Genomic DNA, 22402 nt, shown 5'->3' with positions numbered 1-22402 from the left:
TTCGCTTACCCCTTTCGCCACTAGACATATGCATTATCCTTTAACAGCAGAGCTGGCTAGTCCCTCTACAATAAATTTCTGGCCAATCAGGAATACAATAATCATCGGAACCATGCCGGCTGTTGCCGCTGCCATCATGCCGTTGTAATCTACACTGTTCTCCAGCACAAAGCTTTGCAGGCCAAGCGAGACCGTATACAGCTTCTCATCCAACAGGAAAATAAGCGCGTTCTCAAAATCATTCCAGTGCCAGGAGAAATCAATAATCGCCAATGTGGCTAATGAAGGCTTGGCCATCGGCAGCATGATGCGAAGAAAGATGCTAAAGTGACCCGCACCATCGAGCATGGCGGATTCTGAGATATCCTTGGGCACAGCAATGAAAAATTGCCGAAGCATGAATACGCCAAGTACAGTGAATAAGCCCGGCAGTATCAATGCCCAATGTGTGTTATAGAGTCCAAGCGCATTAAACATAATGAATTTAGGGATGAAAATAATTTGGTTCGGAATCATCATCGCTACGAGATAGATTAAGAACAACGTGTCTCTGCCTTTAAATTCAATTCTGGAAAACCCGTAAGCGGCTACGGCAGCAAAAAACACGGCTCCAATCGTGCTAATGATCGATATTTTCAGAGAATTCCAATAATACGTGATGAAGCTGGCTGTCCCTGTCCAAACATTCTCGTGATATTTTAAAGTAGGCTGATCGGATATCCACTGAAACGGGGACTGAAACACTTCGAACGGCTGCTTAAAGGAAGTGCTTATCATCCAGAGAAATGGATAGATCATGATGAGTGCAAACATGAACATCACGATTGTAGAAATAAGTTTACGCATATGCTCTATCCTTTCTATGAATAATGAACCCATTTTTTCTGAGCTATCCATTGTATAGCTGTAATGAGAATAATAATAACTAGCAGAGCAACTGAAATTGCAGAAGCATAGCCCATATCATAATATCTGAAGGCCGTCTTATAGATGTATAAGGATAATACGGTCGTACTGTCCCCAGGTCCGCCGTTCGTTACAGCCTGGAAGATACCCATCTGTTTGATCGATACAATAAATCCCGTCATCAGCAGGAAGAGCGTTGTCGGACTAACCAATGGCCAAATTACATATCTGACCGTATGGAATAAGCGGGCTCCATCTATCTTGGACGCTTCAAGCTGCTCGGAGGATATCTCCTGCAAAGCCGCCAAATAAATAATGATATTGTATCCGAGCAGGAACCAGATCCAGATAATGTCGAACACGAATATGGCGGACGAGGTTGAGGAAAGCCAACCCGGCGGATTACTGATCCCCAAATTCATTAATAAAGTATTCACCGGCCCATTGACCGGCTGGAAGATTAGCATCCATACAAAGGCAATCGCAACACCTGTTGTAATGTACGGCAGAAAAAACATCGTGCGAAGCACTTTTTTGAAATAGACACTCTTGTTCAGCACAAGCGCCGCGAGAAATCCGAGCCCGACAGATATAGGAACTGATCCTAGAAAGATCAACGTGTTTTTCAAGGAATTATAGAACACCTCGTCTTGAACCAATCTTGAGAAATTACTCATCCCGACAAAATCAGCACTCAGCTGCGGAAACTCCCAATTCGTAAAAGCCAGAAAAATAGAAAATAAAGCAGGAAGAATTATGAAAGCGGTTACACCTATCATGTTAGGAGCAATGAACATATACCCTACCAGCTGTTGTCGTCTCATCCAGTTAAGCTTCATCTGCAGCTCCCCTAATTGAGCGGGGAAATAGCCAGCCATTTCCCCGCCCCATTATTATTCAAAGTTAGTTCCTCTTCAGAAACTCATTATGTCTCTTAACGACATTCTGAATCGCCTCTTCTAACGACTGTGCTTTAATATAGTACTTATCAAACTCCTCTGTTCTAATATCCAGCACCTCCTGCGGAAGCGAGACCTGGAAAGTAGGCAGCTCATTGGACAGCACTCTCTCTAACGATTCCAGATCGTACTTATCCTTCAAATCGCCAAGCAGCAGCTCAATGGCCTTGGCCTGATCCGCATCCTTCGATGCTGGAATACGGCCTCCCGCAGCCTGAGGGAGCATACCGCCGTCGGCATACCACTTCAGAAATTCCCATGCTTCTTTGGTGTGTTCGGATTTGGCATTAATAGCAATTGCATCGCCCAAGCCGCCCAAATATCGGAAATCATCCTGTCCCTCTGTCATTCGCGGCAGTGGAGCAAATGCAGCGGTAAAGTCACGCGGATAATCCGTCAAATTATTGGCATCCCGGAAAACCCATTCGCCCGCATTCAGCATAGCGACCTTGTTGCCCAAAAACTCTGCAATCAAATTCATTTTGGTCGTCTCGATCAAGCTAATCGGCGGACTCACTTTAGAGGTATGCATCATGTCATATTGCTGCTGCAGGGCTTCCCCTACGATAGGAGCGTCGAAGTTAGAGGTCCCGTCCTCTTTGACTGATCCCTGCACAGCCAAAGATCCGTCAAACGAAACCACATCTCTCCAGAATGGAAATGACGCATAGCCCCATCTGGTATCGGTTTGCAGCGCTTTCGCATATTTCTCAACATCTGCTAATGTCCAATCCGTTGGAACCGGCAGGCCGGCCTCGTCAAGAGCATCCTTGTTCAACCAAACAAAATGCATGTTTCGCTTTGTAGGAAGCGCATAATATTTGTCATCTACCAGCCATTCCTTCGCGCCTGCTCCCATCTTGTCGTCAATGTTATACTCACTGAATGGACTCAGGTCGAGTGCTGCGCCGGACGATACCCGCTTCGACAGCAACGGTTTGGTATAGTTAGCGAAGATATCTACATTCTGGCCGGAGACGAGCGCCGTATCTAATTTCAGATTGCCGCTGTCGTCATTGACATATCGAACGTAGGTTACCTGGATATTGGGGTTCTGCTTATTCCACGTATCCACAATCTCTTGCGGCCCCGCTTCAGCGGGAACGCCTCCCCAGAACGTCAGATTAACCACTTTGTCCGAGGAACCATTCGATGATCCTGCTTGCCCGCTCGTGCCTTGGCTATTATTGTTGTTGCTTGAGCAAGCAGATAGAGCAGCTACTATCATTAGAATAACAACGAATCCAACGCTCTTCTTTTTCATCTTCATTTGACCTCCATCTGTTTTTGTTGTGTTACGTGTCCATCTTATAAAGGATTGAAGATGAAAAGAATGAACATATCCATTAATCGCATAGAACAAAACAATTGAAATACAAGGGCGCTCATCCTTCTCTATATTGAGAAGGCGTGACGCCCTTCATTCGTTTGAATATGCGATTGAAATAATTAATATTTTTGAATCCAACGTTCTCTGAGATTTGATGGATGGTAAGATCGGTCTGCGTCAAATAAAACAAGGCTTTGTTAATTCTGAGCTGATGCACATACGTAATGAGGCTTTCCTTCGTCTTCGATTTAAACAAGCTGCTAAAATAGTTTTCATCCATTGCAATCATAGCCGCCATGCTTTTCACCGAAATATCGTTGTGAAAATTGTCATTAATATACTTGATCACCTTATTTACTTCCGGATGGTCTGTCATAATCGTTGGCTGCGTCTGTTTATAGGCATTCAGGCATAACTGCAATCTCGTCAGAATCGCCCCCTTCAATTGCTCATGATTTCTTGCATCGAATAGCGCGCTCTGGCTGCTGCTTCCCTTCTGAATCATGGAATACAGCGTATAGTCGATATCTGCCGCTATTTTCTTCACATGCACCATTGATAAATGGCTGCTGCGCATATCGTTCCATATATCATCAATAAGCTCCTGGCAGCGCTTCTCTTCCAGCTTCTCAAAGCTGGATATGAGCTCTCGTTTCTTTCTCCATACAAAGTAAGGCGCAGATTCCTTGACCTCCATCGCATCCACACAGAATACGCCCTTCATTCCGCTATACCAGAACATGCTCATCTGCTGAATGATTCTGCTCCACTGCATATGCAGCTGCGAATAGTGCAGGCCCGTCCCATACACAATCGCGTAATTGTTATCTTCTGCGGAAGTGTCAATAATCGGCGCCTCTGGCTTATGCCAAATAAAGACGGTGGTCAGACCTTCACTGTGATAGAGATGGGTCACTTCTGCATAGCGGTAATCAATAAAAGGCAGCGCTCCAATATGCTCCTTGGAGCTCCAGCGTTCCTCGCCTCGAATAACAGCTACAAGGGTGAGATTGAAATGCTGCAGCTCGGCAATCACCGATGGTACAGCCACATGCTCCTCCTGCTCCATCTCGGTTATATGGCGCCAAATCTGCTGATAGAACAGATTGATCCGTTGATCAGCATACTGGGACTGCTCTTCAAGCTCCAATTTAATTTTGGATAGCGCCTCGACTAAACTGGATACACTCATGGAAAGCTTCAAAATATAATTCGAAGCCCCATATTCCAGCGCTTGTCTCACATATTCAAATTCATTCATGCAGCTCAGCATAATAAATTTGCAGTTGTAATCCAGCTCTCGGGCTTGCTTCAATAACTCTACCCCATCCATAACTGGCATCTTAATATCTGTAATGACCAGGTCAAAATGCTTTTGTTGAAGCAGCTGCAAAGCCTCTTCTCCATTATCCGCTTCCCCTAATATGGTGAAGCCAAGCTCCTCCCAATTGACGATCATTTTTACCGACTCTCTGACGAACATCTCATCCTCGACAAGCATCACTTTCCACATAGATGTCAGCTTCTTTCGTATGGTCTAGAAAGCAAATAAGGCAGCTGCATACGCACCAATGTCCCTTGCTCCAACGGAATAACCTCTAGCTTGCCATCTTCCTTGAACAGGATATGGAGTCTGTCCTTTAAATTTTGCAGACCGATCCCTTTCCGGCTTCTCCCTCTTTGCTTCACGCTTTGCTCTGCAATTCCAACCCCGTCGTCTTCAATTTCAATAAACAGCAGCTTGTCCCGGGTGAAGATGCGTATGCGTATAGTTCCCTGACCTTTGAGCGGCGCAATCCCATGAATGATGGCGTTCTCGATTAAAGGCTGAATGCTTAGCTTGGGAACAAGGGTATAATCCATCACCGAGCTGTATTCATACTCTACATCCAGCCCGTCATTGTACCGCAATTCATGAATGAGCAAGTAATCCTCCACCAGCTTGATCTCGTCTTTGAGAAAAATTAATTCTGCTTCTGCATGCAAGCTCGTCTCCAATATATTGCCCAGCGACACACAAATATCCGGAATATCCTTATCGCCTTTTCTTATGGCAAGCCACTTGATTGTATTGAGCGTATTGAGCAAGAAATGGGGATTGATCTGCGACAATAGCATTTGAAAATGAACCAGCTCCCGCTGCTTCTGCTCATCCTTCAACAATTTCACCATCGTATTCATATCTGTCGACATCTGATTGAAGGAACGAATTAATTGCAGAATCTCACCTGAGTAATTCCTCTCGGGAATGGTTAGCTTCAAATTCTGTTTGACGATACTGCTCATTTTCTTTTCCAGCACAGTCAATGGCTTCGTGAACTTATAAGAAATAAACATATTAATCCCTATAAACAGCGCAATAAAGGCAATAAAAATACTGAAAAATCGGATCTTCAATACATAGACCTCATGGAACAGCACTTTTCTGGGAATAACATCAACGAAGTACCACTCAAGCTGTGGGATACTCCGATAATTAATGAGAGAGTCTGTACCTTGATCGAAATAAAAGCCGCCTTTTTCAGACGTTGTAGGAAAAAATGAGAGTACGTCCGGTTCCAGCACGAGCTCGCTATTAAAGGAAGAAACCAGCGTGCCCGCCTTATCGATAATGTAGTACTGATGCTCCTCATCGCTTCTCACAAAAGTTCTGAACCATGAATCGTAATCAATACTGATTCTCGCCAGACTAAATGGCCTATTGCTGGTGTCTCTCATTGTCGAGCTAAGGGTCAGTAAATGCTTGCTGCCAGAGATATTGCGGGAAACATAATTCGGATCATTGGCAATCCACATGTAAGGACGCTCCGCACTTAATTGCTGTGCCCAATTTTCACTTCTTAATTTGTTGTAATCCAGCATTTCTTCCGGCTGAAATGAGGTGTAAACGTTTCCATGAAAATCGAGCAGTGTATAATAGACCATTTGCGAATTAAACAAAAAAATACTATTGTCAATGTTTTTGAGCACCTGCTCCAAAAGATCGATCCGTTCAAGCACGTTGTAGTTCTCAGGCATTGTCAGCACGTCGTAAGTCACACTATCGTTCTGAACCATCACTAACGTTTTATAAACCAGACTCATGAGATCCTCTGTGGATTGCTGCACTTGATCCAGACCTTTAGAGCTTTGCGCAACAATTTTGTCCTGCAGAGCCACTTCGAATTCGTTGAATAAATACACACTCAGAACAATTAAAGGACAAATAATGAGGACGAGCATCGATAGAAAGAGCTGCCCCTTTAATCTTTGGGGTTTCATTTTGTAATAAATCGTCTTCATGCCCATGTGTGATCCCCTTCCACTATGCCTCCCAGCTCCGTTACCTTCTATTCTAATAGATTTCCGTACATGGCTGATTGAACAAACCTTATATCTTCATCATACATATCACTGATATTCCTTAATTGGACAGGCAGAGCGCTCCTTCTTAGTCGCTTATCTTTGTTCCAATGGGTTGTTGGATATGTTCATTCTTATTGGCTGCCGTAATTTATATAGTTTAATTATAAAAAATTGCAGCAACATTCGAACAGGATAAAAAGGGGAGAACAGCCTTTGATTAAAATTGGACCTTCTTTAATGTGTGCAGATCTCGGCAGATTAATCGATAATATTCAGCAGTTGGACCGAGCAGATGTTGATTTCTATCATTTCGATATTATGGATGGCAGCTTTGTTCCTAATATTACGTTGGGGCCCGATCTGATAAGAGCGTTGCGTCCCTATACGGACAAGCCGTTTGATGTCCATTTGATGGTGGAGGAGCCGGAGAAATTCATCGATCTCATTGCCGGGGCAGGCGCGGATATGATCTCCGTCCATACTGAATCCAAGGTGCATCTGCAACGAGCGCTTCAGCAAATTAGAGGCCATGGTCTTAAAGCCGGGGCGGCGCTTAATCCTTCGACTCCATTATGTATGTTGGATTACGTTATGGATTCACTGGATTACATCTGCTTGATGACGGTGAACCCCGGATTCGCCGGACAGAAGTTCATACCGAGCACGCTGGGTAAAATCAAAGATTTGAAGAAAAAAATCGACCAAGCAGATTGTGCCGATATCGCGATAGAGGTTGACGGGAATATAAGCAACGCTATTATTCCGGAGGTTGTAGCGGGTGGCGCTGATATGCTAGTGTGCGGCACATCCAGCATTTTTATTCCAGGACAATCGCTGGGGCACTCCGTTGCACAGGTGAAACAGCTCATTTCGCATGTATAGGGAATCCATCGATTCATTTGCAAGGAGGAGGCAGACCGATGACCATTACAGTTGTAGGCAGTGTGATTATGGATATTGTTTTCTTGACCGATCATTATCCCCAGCATGGAGATACCGTGTTCGGCAAAGAGGTTAGCTACTCCCCTGGAGGCAAGGGAGCGAATCAGGCAACCGCTTGTGCAAAGCTGGGTGCTGCGACCACCTTTATTGGCTGTGTGGGCAATGATGCTTTCGGACATACACTGCTTCACAAATTGCAGAGCAATCAGGTCAATATCGAATCGATGAAGGCAGTAGCGGACAGCGGGACGGGGACTGCGCTTGTTACCATCGATTCATCCGCCGAGAATACGATACTTGTCGTCAAGGGCGCCAATGATTGCCTGACGATGGAGGATATTGATCGCTGCGAGCATATCATTAGCAACAGCCGCATACTGCTCGTGCAAATGGAAATCCGCAGTGAAGTCATTAAGCAAGCTATGATGGCGGCTCGAAGGCATGGCGTAACGATCATATTAGATCCCGCTCCAACTGACGGTATCGACATTTCAGCCCTGCCCTATGCAGACATTATTGTCCCGAATCAGCAAGAAGCAAGGTTTCTCACCCAGATAGAGGTTCACAATATTCCAACGGCTCTAGAAGCAGCCATCTATCTGCATCAGCATTATGGCATTGCCAAATCGATTATTAAGCTGGGGGGACAGGGCTCCCTTGTGTATCAGGATGGAGCGTATGAGCATATTCAAGCCATTGCTGTCCAAGCTGTCGATACGGTCGGAGCAGGAGATTCCTATGCCGGGGCGCTGGCCTATGCGTTAGCTGAGGGGCGAACGTTACTAGCTGCCGCCAAATTCGCATCCATTGTCAGTGCATTGAAAGTCACAAGGCATGGCGCTCAAGACGGTATTCCATCCATGGAAGAGGTCGTGAATTTCTGCAGCGCTCGAAATTTGACTATTGATTGATACAGGTATAAGGGGCTGTCCGAAAAGTCCAATATCCAATGAGTCAGACCCAAATGATGTGAAAAGATGCCTCCAAAACCACTATAGAAGTGGAGCCGGAAGCATCTTTTCATCCTATACGGGGGGCTTAGTAGGGGCTCTGAAATCATTAAACGACTTTCTTGACAGCCCCTTGCGGCGTATCCGTTGGTCCATCGCCTCTTCTCACTGTTGTCTGATGTGGCGACATCCGTACTGCCCCATCGCGCCCCGGGAGCTGCGCGCGGCGCAGAGCTGGCTAAGGCCCGGTTCTTCTGGCTTAAAGTTACGGACAGGCTCCGGATTTAGAGGGGCTGTAGCTGTGAGCTGTCTAATCCTGTCTAATCAGCCAGCCGTCAAAGCTACGGGCACTTCCGAATCAGTGCATTAGAGCCCGTGCCGAGGATTGGATGTGCTCCGCATATCTTTTGGCTTCGGCTGCAAGATAAGCATCCGTACCTGGAGTAACATGAAAGGCAACAAACGCGGGTAAATAAATTCCGTTGCATCTGGTTAACGTTCTTTGGATCGGCCGCAGCAGTTCACTGATTGTGAACCCGTTATCTCCGCCGGACTGGTAGGATTGCTCTGTGCCTCCCGTTGTTGTTGCGAGTATAAACTCTTTGTCCTTTAAGGCTTTCCCTTCAGGTCCGTGAGCCCAGCCATATGTTAGTACGTCATCAAACCACTTTTTCAACAAAGGCGGACAGCTATACCAATAGAATGGGAACTGAAATACTACCCTATCATATTGCGTAAGAAGCTGCTGCTCCCTTTCCACGTCAATGTCCCCTCCAGGATAGTCCTGATAAAGATCGCGAACATAGATGTCTGCATGATGCTGCAGCTCGTGTACCAAGGCTTGATTAGCCCGTGATTTATCTAAATGCGGATGTGCAGCGATTACCATAATACTCATGACATTCACCCTTAATCGTTATTGTAGGATCGCGATCTACCTCCTTATTATTTCGTAGAAATCGAATTGCGAACAGTACGCTCTTTTTTCATACTTAGTCCTATAAACAGTACCATAGACTCCGACACCGGCTATTTTGTCGTGCTGTTGCAAAACGGTATACTTTGATAAAATACATCAGGGAAACTAAACTTCATACGATGGAGAGTTGGGAACGATGCCGGAAGAAGTCCGTGGTGAGAGGGCAACACAGGGAATACAAGCTACCCTTGATGTGATGGGCGGGAAGTGGAAGCCGCTTATCTTGTTTATTTTGCTGCATGAAGGTACGAAACGCTTTGGGGAATTAAGACGCCAGCTTCCGAATGTGACACAGGGCATGCTGACCAACCAGCTTCGTGAATTGGAACGGGATAAATTGATCGTACGGCAGGTGTATCAGGAGATTCCACCCAAAGTCGAATATTCGTTGTCCGATCATGGCCGAACATTAAGCTCTGTACTGGTAGATATGTGCGGTTGGGGATATAAGCATATTGAATTTATACAATCAATAAATCAGGAAAAGCATTAAAGACGGCATGGATCGTACTCGTGGATAAGAGCGGCTGCAAACACTCTCATGATGTCAAAGCATCGCACAATCCTCTTCGGCTCTCTCCATAAGACGGAAATATCGTGTTACAGCCCTGAAAAGTGGAGCGAGGCACGCTGTAACGCTGAAAAACCTTCTTACAGATGTCAAAGCATCGCATAATCCTCTTCAGCTCTCTCCATAAGACGGAAATATCGTGTTACAGCCCTGAAAAATGGAGCGAGGCACGCTGTAACGCTGAAAAACCTTCTTACAGATGACAAAGCATCGCATAATCCTCTTCGGCTCTCTTCATAAGACGGAAATATCGCTTTACAGCTCGGAAAAATGGAGCGAGACACGCTGTAACGCTGAAAAACCTTCTTACAGATGTCAAAGCATCTCATAATCCTCTTCGGCTCTCTTCATAAGGCGGAAATATCGTGTTACAGCCATGAAAAATGGAGCGAGGCACGCTGGATATTTGGAATGCAAGGGATGGATGATGCGGACCCGACCTGCTGAAAATGTTAGAAATGCCATTCATCCACGTTCCAGCTTAATGCCGCGAGCTGTTACTTGTGTTACTTGGGCAGCAAGGAAGCATACTGCTTGCGCATGGCATGAAGCTGCTTGAGCTTATCCATCGCCGCATCTCCCCGTTGTCCGGCCAAGGCTACGGACAGGCTCTCCACAATCGTCATCGGAGCGACAAGGGAATGGAAGGCGTCCGCATCTCCCCGGTCCACTTGAAGGACGATATGGCTGTCGTCGATCATGTCGGACAGCAAAAGGTCCGTCACCAGAATCGTCGTATAACCGGATTCGGACGCCTGTTCCAGAATGACGGCTGCTTCAGGGGATTTGCGGACGAAGCCGAAGAAGAGAACGACGTCCTTCGGGCCTGCGTGAACGAGGCTTTCCAGCAATTCGTGCCCGCTCTGGGCCATAATTCGGACCTCCATTCCGATCCGGTTCAAGCGAAACCGCAGCAAATCGGTCAGGCAGGAGGTGGAGCCAGGCCCATGTACGTATATGGTATCGGCGGCGTTCAGCGCCTCTACCGCCCGGTCGAACGCATCGCGGGATATCCGCTTCGCCGTTTCCTCCAGATTGACCGCCGCTGAGGTAATCATCCGTCCTACAACCTCGCGGTCGGTTTGCTCCAGCACATGCTGCATTTTCCGGGCCGGAGTTGAGTGCTGTGTTTCCTGCAAATATTTCTTGAACGATTTCAAATTGTCATACCCGATGACTCTCCAGAAGCGTGACACTGTGGCGATGCTGACGCCAGCCTTGACCGCGATGTCTTCCTCCGTGTAAAAGGGAATCCGTTCGGCCGACTTCATAATGAAATCGGCTATTTTCTTCTGGCTTTTAGACATTTGATGAACGGGAATCTCGAATTCGAGCTTATTCAATAGGGGTATCCTCCCACAGCGTTACTAACCGTTGCAATAATTGTACTAACAACATTGTAACCCGTCATATCCTATTTTCCAATCCACTGCGCCACATCAGCTATTCCGTTCTTCTTCAACAGTTTCTTGACCAGACTGGCAGCCTTCACCTTCGTCTCCAAGCAGTCAGACACCTCGATCCGGTAACGCCCTTCCTTCAGACATGCCCTCAGATCAGCTACAGTAGTATAATCGCCGTCCAGCTCATTCAGTACGCTCCCGAACTGAAGGGGATGGTGCGTATCGCTGCCTGCCACAACCGGTATGCCGATCTTCTGCCCCAGCCCCATGACAGTCTCCCTCATCCCCGGCCCGTACGAATACACATCTTTGGCATTGAGATCGAAGCAATCAAGCCGTCTGAGTGTCGCGATGTCATGCTGGGTTAGAGGATTGCTCTCCCGATGCGGATGCGCTCCGATTCTCAGCAGCGACAATTCGTCGCACCAATCTAGCAGTTGGCTGAATGCCACAAAATCGTCAGCCGAAGTGTGCGGCTCCAGTCTTGAGCGCAGCTCCAGTATCGACTTTCTTGAACCGATGACGAGGATATGACCGCCGAATTGGACGTCGACCTCCATGCCCGGGAACACCTTGAAGCCCTCCACATCGTAATAATCCTCTTGGTAGGTGTAATGACGGTCCAATGCCTCATAGATATCATGAAAACGGTATGTGTTAAAATGCTCGGTCATAGCAATGGCATCAAGGCCATTCTGAGCCGCTTCATGAATCGATGCCTTGAAATAGTCAATGGAAAACTCGGTTTTCTTGGATAGCTTGATATGTGCGTGAAGGTCGATTTTCATCATGGAATTCTCCTATCGTTACAGTGTGAACTGACTGCCCAGCCAGAATAAGAAGGCTACATAAATAGCGGATACAATAATAAATGCGTAGTCCCGGGGGAGAACCTTCAAGTAGGCCAGCTTGATTCGTTTAACCCTTGGGTCCTTGACGGCATAAGTGAACCCCTTCACTTCCAAAGCCTCAACCGTTGTCCGCGTACGCTTGGCCGTGTTGAGTATTAGCGGATAAAAAGCCAGCACCGATATTTTGCCCATGTAGACGAGCGCTCGCCAGCCAAGGAAGCCTTTTCGAAGCGGAGCACGCCCCCGAAGCCGATACGAGTAAAGAAGATTATTGTATTCCTCAATGAGAATTGGAAGCATCCGATAACCATACGCAACCCCGAAGCTGAATTGAGCAGGCATGCCGAGACTGAGCAGAGCGTCACTGAGCTTCTCCGGGTCCATACTGGAAAATACGGCGATACTCGCAAGCGCGATGACGAGCAGCTTGAGCGTTAGCGTAGATAGCGCCAAGGCGGCAGAGAAACCGCCGCCGAAGGCCAGCGCGACGATCAGCATGTAAGCCGTGTCCGTGACGAGTCCGAACGCCAGCACGATGAGCACGAGAACGCTTGGCTTCGATGTATAGGTAAGGATGGCGATTGCCAGCAGCATGCCGATGAGTACGGTTTTGTTATGAATGAACCAAGGGGCAATCGCGAAGAAAGAATACCATCCGATGAGCATCCGGGGATCGAACCGCGAGAGGAACGTCATGGATTGGCCATATGCTGTTCTTAGCAGCTCAATCTTGATTCGCTCCACACTCAGCTTTTCCCATATTGTCGTTTTGTGTGTCGGTTCAGCTAATTCCATACACAAGCTCCTCTCTCGGCATGCGCTGCATATAAGCGATGAATTGTTCCACAGACAGACAGGCTGGCTCGATGCCAAGCCGTCCGCATAATTGCACGATCTGAGGTGCAATCAAAGCCGCTCTGTCCAGTATTTCCGGGTGTTGAAACACGGTTCTGCTGTCTGTGTCCAGCAGAATCCGCCCTTCGTTCATAACGATCACGCGATTGGCCCAATCCGCTACAAGCTGCATGTCATGTGTAGCTATAACGACGGCTTTGACCTGCTCGCGAAGCTGATCGAACAGCAAGGTCAGCTCCTTGCGGCTTGCAATGTCCAGACTTGCAGTCGGCTCGTCGAGCAGCATAATGGTCGGGCGCATGGCCATACCGATCGCAAGAGTCGTACGCCGCTGCTGTCCCCCGCTCAGAAGCCGCCCATCCCGCTGCTGCAATTCTGTAAGCTTGAATCTGCGCAGCACATCCTCAATAAAGGGCTCGATGCCTTCCTGTTTTCTCGCTTTGAGAAAAAACTCGATATCCTGCCGTATGTTATCGGCAATAAACATTTCCTCGGGATTCTGGAAGAGGAAGGCCACTAGATCAGACAGCTCCTCGGGCGTGCTCTTGCGCGTGTCCTTCCCGCAAACTGTAACCTTGCCCTCCCAAGGACGGCGAAGTCCCGAGATTAACCGCAGCAAGGTCGATTTGCCGGCTCCGTTATTGCCGATCAACGCAATGCGGTCACCTTCATGAATGTCCAAGTCGATGCCTTGAAGAATCGGCTTCTTCTTGCGGTCGATGCCTTGATATCCGCTTATGACGCCCTCGAAGCACACTAGCGGCTCTCCGCCGGCAGCTTGCGATGAAGGAGGCACTATAGACTCGCCTGTGTCAGATAGGAATGAAGCTCTCCTTACAACAGGCGACCAGTGGGCTGCCGCTTCCTCAATCGTAATTGGATAGGCGATTCCCCGTTCTACCGCTTGTTCGCTGCGCAGAGCATGGAACGCCTGGGTCACTTGTGGGGGCTGAATATTCATCTCGGTTAGCTCCGAGACGGCGGACAGCCCTTCCGAAACGGATTTCACCCAGCGTACTCGTCCGCCCTTCTCCATCAGGACCATATTCCGGCAATAATCCGCGATAAACTCTGTATGATGCTCAATGACGACGATTGTTTTGCCATATCGCTCATTGAGCAGCTTGAGCTTCTCATAGATCACCCGCGCATGCGCGGGGTCCAGCTGAGCGACCGGTTCGTCTACTACGATGACATCCGGGTCCAGTGCCAGTGCGGCAGCCAAGGCGGCCATATGCTTCTGTCCTCCGCTCAGCTGCCAGATCCATTCATGGCGCAAATGCTCAATCTCCAGCATCCGAAGCGCATTCATGCCCCGCTCCTTGTAATCCTCGTAGCCGAAATTAAGCGGAGCGAAGCAGACCTCGTCGTATACGGTAGGACGCACCAATTGGTTCTCGAAGTCCTGGAATACGTAGGCGACACGCTTGGAAAGCTCGGCAACGCTGTGATCCGCTGTGGAAAGACCGTCAACGAGGACGGTTCCTTCCATGTCACCGGAATAATAGGTTGGGATAAGCCCGTTGAAGCACTTGCATAATGTGGATTTGCCGCTCCCGTTGCTCCCTGCAATAGCGATAAAATCGCCACGGCAAATCGAGAGACTGACTCCTTCGAGAGAATTGGCTTCTGCGCCCGGATAACGGAAGGTCACGTTGTCGAGTTTAATAATCGGCTGTTCCTCCGTTGACTGGAATGTCATTAAACCGTTTCCCCTTTCCGCTTGCCGGATTTCCTCGATATGCCCCATATTAACGCTGCGATGAAAATAACGGCGGCCACACCCATGCTGATCCAGATCGCCCCATCACCCAGACCGGCTATGAATTCCGATTCCCAGTCGATGAAATTGATATCGGATTCCGCCAAAAATTCCGCCGCGCCCGCAATAGCGAAGAACAGAATGCTCAGAATAATGAGTCGCGGCGTCACGAAATCCCCAATAGATGCGGATGCCCTGCCGTCACGCGGCTTCATGCCGAGCAGCGGCTCAACCTTGCCGTACAGACGAGGGACGAGATACAACGTCGGGAGCAATGCGAACAAAGTGCCTGAGACGATCATCGCATTCAGGAATGCAAAGCCTTCTATGGCCAGCACGCTTTCGGGAAGTCCGGGAACAGCCTCGAAGTCTTCGACTCCGAAATAGACCTTGCCGATATCGACGATAGTTCCAAGCAGTTGATCGATCCCGATGGCGACATAAGCCGCAATTGCCAGCTGACGCCGGTTGGTTGGATTCTTAACGAGCATTCCAGCGATAAAAATCGCGAGTCCGAATTCAATGAATTTCTCCAGCTCGCCCAGCCCTCCGAATTGACCGAGCAGCAGCTCTCCGAAAATCACTTCTCCGAAGCAAGCTCCCAGAGCGGCGTAGAGCGGGTTGAAAAGGATCGCGAAGAGCAGCGGAATGAAAATAAAATATTCGACCTTGAGCTCAATCGGGCCTACCTTCACTTCCGGTATAAGCTCGGTAATCATGTTCGAAATTCCGTACAAGGACATGGACAAAATGAAAATCATGAGCTTCTGCTGCGGTGTTAACTCCCAGCGTTTTGTCATTGATCCAGCGTTCATTTTCGTTCCCCCTATTAGTGTTCAAGTCTTCCTATTCAGAATAAGGAGGATTTGTTATCCGATCGTTAACCCTATGTTATATTTGCATTAAATATTTTCATACTGTTTTACTTGAAAACAAACTTTCACTATAATGGATATAGGACATGGAAATGATACCGGCAAAGGGGCGGCTGTGAAGTGAGAATCGATTTGCATACGCATGCGAAGTGGTCGAAGAGCATTGATTTTTCCTATGAATATTATCGGAGCATGATGAAGGAGGCGGGCAAGTGCCGTTTGGATGCGGTCGCATTGACGGAGCACTTCAACACACGTCAGTTCTGCGATATCTACGATACTTTAGATCGTCATTGCCCATATAACGGGCATTATTATGTTGTAGAAGGGGTAAAGGTATTTCCCGGAATAGAGATAGACGTGATGGAGAACGGTCACATCTTATTGATCGGGTCCAGAGATAATATCGTTGCCATCCGTTCGAGGCTGGATGATCATACAGAGGAAGGCCACTATATTGCGCTGGAACGGTTGCTCGATCTGAGTGAGGAGCATTCCTGTCTCCGTATCGGGGCTCACCCGTTTCGTGGTGCGAACCCGCTGTACCATCTAAAGCCGGAGCTGCTGGCTCGATTGGATGCGTTCGATGCCAACGGCAGAGATTTGCACCATTACGGTCTGGAGATGGAGGAACAGGTGCAGCGCTTGGCGCAGCAGGTTGGATTGCCAGTCGTTGCCGGCAGCGACACGCATCAGCCGTTGCAGTTCGGCAGCGTGTTCAACGAGTTTGAACAAAGCTGCGACACGATCGGTCAGCTACGCGATGTTATACGGCAGGGTGCTTACGGATATCAAATATCGCAGCAGCTCCATTCGAAGGTAGCAGCTGCCGAGGCTGAGCAGGCTCGATATAAGAGGGAGCTGGCGGTCCGTGGGAGCATGCATCTCGTTTGGCCTTGAATGTAAAAAGAACAAACGTTCCCTTTATATATTGAAATTCACTCTTCATTTATAGTACTATTGAATTAGTCATCCATAAGTTTACAGATCGGCATAACGTTTTGAGGAGGGTAAGCGTGTTCTACTCAAAAGAGACTATCGCATTGATTGTCGAGCAAGTTCATATTTCGCTTCATAATTTTGATCCCCAGACGTTTGATTTAAACCCTCCGTTCAATGCTGAGGCGGCAATAACAGCGTTCGGCGGGCATGTTAGAGTCAAGCTTCCTGATTATACAATGATGAACCCCAGTATTGGTGAAGTTAGACCGCTTGAGCCTTTTTCCGAGAAGAGGTTTGAAGTCAGCATTCCTCACGATGAGTACCCGCCTAGAAAGAATTTCACTTTAGCGCATGAGCTCGGACACGTCATTTTGCATTATCAATGGGCGAATCAACAGCAATGGGAAAAGAATTGCAGGGAAATTGAGGTTCTAAAGAGGGACTTGAGCCCGAACAGAATTGAATATGAAGCAAATTATTTTTCCGCCTTCTTCTTGATGCCCGAGAAGAATATTCGCAGCGATGTCAGCGCCACTCTCTCGCATGCGAACATTTCGTCAAATCTGCTCATTGAGAAATTAGCGGAAAATTATAATGTTTCTCTTAAAGCGATGGAAATCAGATTAACTCAATTGGGTATTTTGTGAGGTCTATATATGTCAAAGCAGATTAGTCTTGATATACAGCAATATCAGCCATCGTCGGGAACTGGCAGTTTGGAGCGCCTGAAGTTGTTTTTGTCATTCGATATCGTAGGTTCAACGGAACACAAGCAGAAGAATCCAGATTTGTGGCAAAGCAATTTCAACAGGTTCTACATAGTAATTGAGGACAATATCAAACAGCTTAATATGGAGATTAATAAACACGGTCAGGATATTTTTAATATCAGGCCATGGAAGCGCCTCGGGGACGAGGTTATTTTTGAAACAGACATCATTTCAAACAAATATTTGTTGAAGGCACTGGATGGAGCGTTCAAGGTTCTGCACAAAACTGCGGAATTTCTTGAAAATATTGATCAGGCAAAGCCTTATTTAAGCCTGAAAGCAGCTGCTTGGGTATGTCCGGTAGATCAGGTCAGCAATATTTCTCCTGAAGGCACCAACGATTATATCGGCAAGCATATCGACGAAGGATTCAGAGTTGCAGGAAACTTTGCAAAGAGAAGACAGATGGCCGTTAGCTGCGAGTTGGCCTATCTGATTGCCTATTTTAATGAGCAATCTTCTATGGAGCCTTTTTACTTCCTTGGCTACAGACCGCTCAAAGGGGTATGGCAAGGCAGTTATTACCCTGTCATCTGGTTCTCCAACAATCTCGAACAATCATTAAGCAAGCTGCCATTTGACCAATCTGACAAATGCGATTTGACGAATTTATTACACTCTGACAAGAAGCTGAGCTGCAGAGCCATGAAATCAAAGCTTGACCAAGTCCTTAAGGAAAAACGGCTGTACGGACACATGGCGCTAATGGTCAAGTATTTGGACGCTGCCCCTCAAATTATATATAACAGAGAAGTGTTTCCCGTTAAAATCGAGGTGCATAACGCAATTATTTGCTACGATGAGCGGAAACAAAAGATACTGCTGCACAAGCGTCCGTCTCACAGGAAGGTAGGAGCACACAAATGGGCGGCGCCAGGCGGACAAATTAACCTTAATGAGTCACTATTGGCCTCCTGCCAGAGAAAAGCGTTAGAGGAATTAAATGTGAAGCATATCGAGCCAAAGATGGACATTGTTGTGCCTTACTATATTCCATCAACCGAAACCGGGGTGGGCATAAATGGATTCAGGGTTCTTTGCCTTATCCCTCAAGCAGAGTGCGATAGCTTTATTGAGAAAGATGACCAAGACAACAAACTGAAGTGGTTCTCCCTTGAAGAGATTGCTGAACTCAGGGAAGAAGCCGTCCCGGATCTCTATCAAGAGATAAGCAGATTACTACAGTACTATGGGGCTTAATATGATGATCCCATAACGAGAATAAGGGCATCGGCTGTATCATGCAGCCAATGCCCTTATTCTCGTTATTCTTTATTGCTCCAAGCTGTTCGTGATCATCGTTACCGCTTCTGCTCGGGTAGCCGAGTTAAGAGGTCTGAAGCTGCCGTCTGAGTACCCTGTAATGATTCCCGCTTTGACAAGTGCCGCTACGCTGCCTTGTGCCCAAGGGGATATCTTGTCCTTATCGGTCAAAGCTGAAAGGTCTGTTTCAGGCGCTAGTTCCGCTGCCCGCATGATCATCAGAGCGATCTGCTCCCGTGTAATCGGATCGTTAGGTCCGAAGTGATCCGCATCATAGCCTGTTACAATTCCGTTCGCAACGGCCGTGGAGATTTGTTTGGCTGCCCAGTGACCCTTTGTATCAAGGAACAATTGGTCGCCTTGCTGCTCTAATGCAAAGGCTTTAATCAATACTTGAACGAATTCAGCTCTCGTAATCGTTTTGTTCGGAAGGAATGAACCATCTGGATATCCAGTAATCGCGCCTAGATCAACCAGTTGCTGAATTTTTTTCTCAGCCCAGTGTCCTTTAATATCCTTCAAAACGGTCTTGGCTGGTGCTTCTTTCTCAGTGGCAAGCACAGCGAACTTCGTAAAGTGATTGACATCGCCGCTAATTTCACCAGTCGTCGGATTAATCTTGGGATTGTCCAAGATGACCCACTCTCCCGTTGCCTCATTGAACCAATGAATGGCATACGAATACTTACTGATGTCCAGCTTAGTCACATCTACAAACATCGTAATTGTGACAGACTTATCAAAGTCGCCCGGCTTATCCTTCGTAATGGAATAGACGTCACCTACGATAATCGTTTGCGGGTTCTTCAATAAACCAGCTGTATCTGTTACTTGCTCAATTTTGACTTTCATATTGCCTGATATTACGTTGCTCGGGAATTGAACCTTCACACGATTGCGCTCTGCCACTCCGCCAGTGCTTCCGGAAATATCTGTTTCGCTAGAGGCGGCCGGCCCAGACTGCCCCGCTCCACTATTGGATGCATTGGAATTGGATGAAGAAGTTATCGAATAACTTGCGCTCATGATTCCGCTGTCCGCCATACCTTCATGTACCGCAATCGCTTTGATCGTCTGCGCGCTGCTTATAATGATTGGCGCGCTGTACAGCGTGCTGCTTCTAGTTGGATTGCTGCCGTCAATCGTGTAGTAGATTGCCGCGCCTTGCGTTAGGCTGCTCAGCGTTACGCTTGTCCCTGATGCGACTGCTCCTGCTGCAGGACTTGCAGTCGGGGCAGCTGTTATCCCCCGAATCGTGTAGCTTGCGCTCATGATTCCGCTGTCTACCATTCCCGCATGTACGGCAATCGCTTTGATCGTCACCGCGCTGCTTACAACAATTGGCGCGTTGTACAGCAGACTGTTTCTGGTTGGATTGCTGCCATCAACCGTGTAGTAGATCGCCGCGCCTTCCGTAGCGCTGCTTAGTGTCACACTTGTTCCTGAGGCAACAACTCCACTTGCAGGGCTTGCCGTCGGTGCCGCAACAATCAACGCTGCCGTCACTTCCACAGATGTCGTAGAAATCTGTTCCCCTTGACCGACCTGGATTTGATACGTTCCTACAGCTTCATTCGCTCCAAGGGTAATCGTGTCGTTATATACGCCGCTCTCCACTTTGGCTACATTGAAGTATAGAATGCTATGATCGGGGCGGTAGACTTTAATAATAACCTGGGATAGGTCTGATGTGCCCGTTATGTTAATTGGACTGCCTGGATGGATAGACCCGGTTACTGGGCTAACCGTCACTGCGGCTAACAGCGTACCGGGAAACAGAGCTACGCATAGCACGATAATCAGTGATAACATACTTGTACGTTTTCTCACTTATGCTTTACCTCTTTTCTACTATTTTTCAATATAGCCGTAATGCCAACAATACCGTCTCCATTAATACCAATTATCAAATTGCTGGCAGAGCACATCATATTCATCTGGTGTAATTTCCGTTGCAAGATTATATCCCATGTTATCGGGACTTTCGCCAGTGATTAGAAAAGCTCTTACCGAGTAATTATCATTCGCAGATGCACCTGCCACATTGAAATACGCTCTAAATGTTGCATAATAATCCAAGTCGTTAATCGTATAAGAAACCGTACTAACCGGCACATCCCCATTCATTAGCTGGAATACAGCAGTCCCTTGTTCGTCATATACGTCGTACATATCAGCAGTATCAGTATTCACAAGCAGTTTAGTCGTTGCCGTAATACCACCATTCGTCTTATCGACGATTGTTGCTATATAGTAAGAGTCTTCCGGCTTATAGATATCTTGCTCTACTTCTGCAAAGGTATAGCCCTCAGCTTTGACAAGGATTCTGTTCTTGCCTTCAAGCAGCACGCCTGTATGGAACAAGATCTCTCCTCGTACATACGTGTTCCCCTCCCCGGAGTATTCCTTCTCGTTCGTAATCGTGTAGTTCTCCGATTGTACAACCTGACCGTTCACTTCTATCTCGTTAATATGGCTTGCCCAGTCTGCATTAGGTTCAAAGCCTATCCCGATTTCAGTATTTGTGAAGGGGATTTCACTATCGTCGAGATAAGGAGCCCTGCTCGTCGCTACCGTAACCTCTACTGTATATTTGATCTTATCACCCGTATTATCCGCTGCTTCGAAGCTCACAGTAGCAGTACCCAGTTGAGCTCCAGATAAACGCATATATTCTTGATTCCAGTAATAAGGCATGGATACTTGGACGATACTCGAATTTGAACTCACAACATTGCTATACGTCATGGAGTAGCGTTCAGGGTCCTGCAATAAACTTCCACTATACTTATCAACAAACTCATTAATCACTACACTCGTTTTATTGTAAAGCAGAACCGGCGGTTTGTTCGTACCGATCTGTTCATTGCTTGAAACGGTGAATGTGCCGAACCCAACAACTACACCTGCGCCATTAACCTCAATGACAGAAATGGTCTGACCGACAGCTGCCGGTACAAACGGATTCCCGCTTAAATTGATGTTGTAAATATTCAGAAGCGTAATCGCCTGTGTACCTACATCGATACTTTGCTGAGCACTTTCCTGTCCGGAAGTGGCCCAGAAGGTATTGCTTGAAGAAAGTCCTGTGAACTTCGTTTTCCCAAGCGTGACCATATCTCCGCCTTGCAAGGCTAGCAAAGCAGAAAGCGCACCTACTTGCTCAATCACGGTAATATCCGTACTGCCCGTTCCGCCGTCACTCGCTGTTGCAGTGACTCTGACGATGCCTGCTTCTGTTCCCGTCAACAGACCTGTCTCGGAATCAATACTCGCGTAGTTCTGGGTTGTAAGCTGATCCCCATCCACAACGTCGTATACGTTCCAGGTTACGGTCAGCTCGGAGTCATCTATCATTTGCAGGTTTGATCCAACCTTAACGCTGCTTGCATTATTCTCACCCGTTACCGCAACAGGCGTTCCCACTGATGCCATTGCGCTAATCGGCAGAATCGATAGTACTAAGACTAGCGCTACCAACGAGGATATCATTCTAGTTCTTATCTTTCCTTTGGTAGTTACCCCAATCCAATCCTTCATCATTCGTCATTCCTCTCCCTTTTCGTTTCGCTTATTCGACCATTTATTACTATAGTCCTATTTTTCCTATAAAAAAATCCCCCATTTGGGGGGGATAACGTTTGAAGTGGTCCCTTCATTTGCCCCGACTGAAGGCGGTATTCCTTTATATGGATGAAG

The 22402-nt window shown here is 47.3% G+C and carries 19 protein-coding genes; 6 read left to right on the top strand and 13 right to left on the bottom strand.

The window, feature by feature from the left end:
* Window positions 1-33: 33 nt before the first annotated feature.
* The 5 genes from L6H65_RS08430 to L6H65_RS08410 all read right to left on the bottom strand — a co-directional run bounded on the left by L6H65_RS08430 (window position 34) and on the right by L6H65_RS08410 (window position 6483).
* Complete coding sequence (locus L6H65_RS08430; protein ID WP_236340057.1) at window positions 34-846, bottom strand: carbohydrate ABC transporter permease; 813 nt, start codon at window positions 844-846, stop codon at window positions 34-36.
* Between the two features lie 14 nt (window positions 847-860).
* A complete protein-coding gene (locus L6H65_RS08425) occupies window positions 861-1784 on the bottom strand; it encodes a carbohydrate ABC transporter permease (protein WP_236340056.1) in 924 nt (307 codons plus the stop codon).
* 25 nt (window positions 1785-1809) lie between these two features.
* The gene (locus tag L6H65_RS08420; RefSeq protein ID WP_236340055.1) at window positions 1810-3129 is read right to left on the bottom strand and encodes an ABC transporter substrate-binding protein; all 1320 of its coding nucleotides are present in this window, start codon (window positions 3127-3129) and stop codon (window positions 1810-1812) included.
* A gap of 121 nt (window positions 3130-3250) precedes the next feature.
* Window positions 3251-4708 (bottom strand): response regulator transcription factor, encoded by a 1458-nt coding sequence (locus tag L6H65_RS08415; protein WP_236340054.1) that lies wholly within the window; start codon window positions 4706-4708, stop codon window positions 3251-3253.
* 5 nt (window positions 4709-4713) lie between these two features.
* Window positions 4714-6483 (bottom strand): cache domain-containing sensor histidine kinase, encoded by a 1770-nt coding sequence (locus tag L6H65_RS08410; RefSeq protein ID WP_236340053.1) that lies wholly within the window; start codon window positions 6481-6483, stop codon window positions 4714-4716.
* Window positions 6484-6753: 270 nt separating this feature from the next.
* Between L6H65_RS08410 and rpe the strand changes: the two genes are divergently transcribed.
* Both rpe and rbsK read left to right on the top strand, forming a co-directional pair.
* Complete coding sequence (rpe, locus tag L6H65_RS08405) at window positions 6754-7422, top strand: ribulose-phosphate 3-epimerase (RefSeq protein WP_236340052.1); 669 nt, start codon at window positions 6754-6756, stop codon at window positions 7420-7422.
* A gap of 38 nt (window positions 7423-7460) precedes the next feature.
* The gene (gene rbsK, locus L6H65_RS08400) at window positions 7461-8393 is read left to right on the top strand and encodes a ribokinase (protein ID WP_236340051.1); all 933 of its coding nucleotides are present in this window, start codon (window positions 7461-7463) and stop codon (window positions 8391-8393) included.
* 397 nt (window positions 8394-8790) lie between these two features.
* Here the strand turns inward: rbsK and L6H65_RS08395 are convergent, their stop codons facing one another.
* Window positions 8791-9330, bottom strand: coding sequence for an NAD(P)H-dependent oxidoreductase (locus L6H65_RS08395; RefSeq protein WP_236340050.1), 540 nt, complete (start codon window positions 9328-9330; stop codon window positions 8791-8793).
* A gap of 217 nt (window positions 9331-9547) precedes the next feature.
* Here L6H65_RS08395 and L6H65_RS08390 point away from each other — a divergent pair, with 217 nt between their 5' ends.
* Entirely contained in the window at window positions 9548-9904 is a 357-nt protein-coding gene (locus L6H65_RS08390; RefSeq protein ID WP_236340049.1) for a winged helix-turn-helix transcriptional regulator, read from the top strand.
* Between the two features lie 584 nt (window positions 9905-10488).
* Here L6H65_RS08390 and L6H65_RS08385 read toward each other — a convergent pair.
* The 5 genes from L6H65_RS08385 to L6H65_RS08365 all read right to left on the bottom strand — a co-directional run bounded on the left by L6H65_RS08385 (window position 10489) and on the right by L6H65_RS08365 (window position 15668).
* Window positions 10489-11325, bottom strand: a complete 837-nt coding sequence (locus tag L6H65_RS08385) for a MurR/RpiR family transcriptional regulator (protein ID WP_236340048.1) — start codon at window positions 11323-11325, stop codon at window positions 10489-10491.
* Between the two features lie 71 nt (window positions 11326-11396).
* Window positions 11397-12176, bottom strand: a complete 780-nt coding sequence (locus L6H65_RS08380) for a PHP domain-containing protein (RefSeq protein ID WP_307728315.1) — start codon at window positions 12174-12176, stop codon at window positions 11397-11399.
* A gap of 15 nt (window positions 12177-12191) precedes the next feature.
* Window positions 12192-13031, bottom strand: coding sequence for an energy-coupling factor transporter transmembrane component T family protein (locus L6H65_RS08375; RefSeq protein WP_236340047.1), 840 nt, complete (start codon window positions 13029-13031; stop codon window positions 12192-12194).
* Entirely contained in the window at window positions 13018-14793 is a 1776-nt protein-coding gene (locus tag L6H65_RS08370; protein WP_236340046.1) for an ABC transporter ATP-binding protein, read from the bottom strand. Before L6H65_RS08370 ends, L6H65_RS08375 begins: the two co-directional genes overlap by 14 nt.
* Window positions 14793-15668, bottom strand: coding sequence for a DUF8171 family membrane protein (locus L6H65_RS08365; protein ID WP_236340045.1), 876 nt, complete (start codon window positions 15666-15668; stop codon window positions 14793-14795). The genes L6H65_RS08370 and L6H65_RS08365 overlap by 1 nt, the downstream gene beginning before the upstream one ends.
* Before the next feature lie 180 nt (window positions 15669-15848).
* Between L6H65_RS08365 and L6H65_RS08360 the strand changes: the two genes are divergently transcribed.
* The 3 genes from L6H65_RS08360 to L6H65_RS08350 all read left to right on the top strand — a co-directional run bounded on the left by L6H65_RS08360 (window position 15849) and on the right by L6H65_RS08350 (window position 18640).
* Window positions 15849-16628, top strand: a complete 780-nt coding sequence (locus tag L6H65_RS08360; RefSeq protein WP_236340044.1) for a PHP-associated domain-containing protein — start codon at window positions 15849-15851, stop codon at window positions 16626-16628.
* A gap of 116 nt (window positions 16629-16744) precedes the next feature.
* The gene (locus L6H65_RS08355) at window positions 16745-17317 is read left to right on the top strand and encodes an ImmA/IrrE family metallo-endopeptidase (RefSeq protein ID WP_236340043.1); all 573 of its coding nucleotides are present in this window, start codon (window positions 16745-16747) and stop codon (window positions 17315-17317) included.
* Window positions 17318-17326: 9 nt separating this feature from the next.
* Complete coding sequence (locus L6H65_RS08350) at window positions 17327-18640, top strand: NUDIX hydrolase (protein WP_236340042.1); 1314 nt, start codon at window positions 17327-17329, stop codon at window positions 18638-18640.
* Window positions 18641-18712: 72 nt separating this feature from the next.
* On the opposite strand, the gene L6H65_RS08345 is transcribed toward L6H65_RS08350, so the two are convergent.
* Window positions 18713-20533: a chitobiase/beta-hexosaminidase C-terminal domain-containing protein gene (locus L6H65_RS08345; protein WP_236340041.1), complete on the bottom strand. Its 1821-nt coding sequence runs from the start codon at window positions 20531-20533 to the stop codon at window positions 18713-18715.
* Between the two features lie 63 nt (window positions 20534-20596).
* A complete protein-coding gene (locus tag L6H65_RS08340) occupies window positions 20597-22246 on the bottom strand; it encodes a hemoblobin-interacting domain-containing protein (RefSeq protein ID WP_236340040.1) in 1650 nt (549 codons plus the stop codon).
* Window positions 22247-22402: the final 156 nt, after the last annotated feature.

It is taken from the genome of Paenibacillus plantiphilus, from assembly GCF_927798095.1.
GTDB lineage: Bacteria > Bacillota > Bacilli > Paenibacillales > Paenibacillaceae > Paenibacillus_Z > Paenibacillus_Z plantiphilus.
The sequence above is the reverse complement of the archived record's forward strand: the minus strand, read 5'-3'. Positions and strand labels throughout refer to the sequence as shown.